This window comes from Caulobacter sp. 602-1, from assembly GCF_003931565.1.
Classification (GTDB): Bacteria; Pseudomonadota; Alphaproteobacteria; order Caulobacterales; family Caulobacteraceae; genus Caulobacter.
The window spans coordinates 1-293 of record NZ_RRYI01000119.1 but is presented as its reverse complement, the minus strand read 5'-3'; the positions used below and the strand labels follow the sequence as shown (position 1 = coordinate 293).

Below are 293 nucleotides of genomic sequence, written 5' to 3'. Positions count from 1 at the left end.
AGAAGTGCCAGAACTATTTCTTTGAGGCGAAGCGCAACAAGAAGACGGTTATTCTGGTCACCCACTCCATGCCGGATGTGCGCAGGTATTGCGATCGGGCAATGCTCATTCAGGACGGCTATATTGCGAAGATCGGCGACCCTGACGAGATTGCCGATGCTTACTCGGATTCGTTCCTTCCCCCGCGCGAAGTAGTGGAGGCACGGCAAAAGGAAGCGGCTATTCGCAATGCCGTGACCGTGAATGCCGTAAACGTTGCCGTCGATGGCGAGACGCAGAAATTCCTGGATACG

At 54.6% G+C, this 293-nt stretch carries 1 pseudogene; it reads left to right on the top strand.

Annotated features, from left to right (window positions below):
* A pseudogene (locus tag EIK80_RS25515) lies at positions 1 to 293 on the top strand (hypothetical protein); the annotation flags it as partial.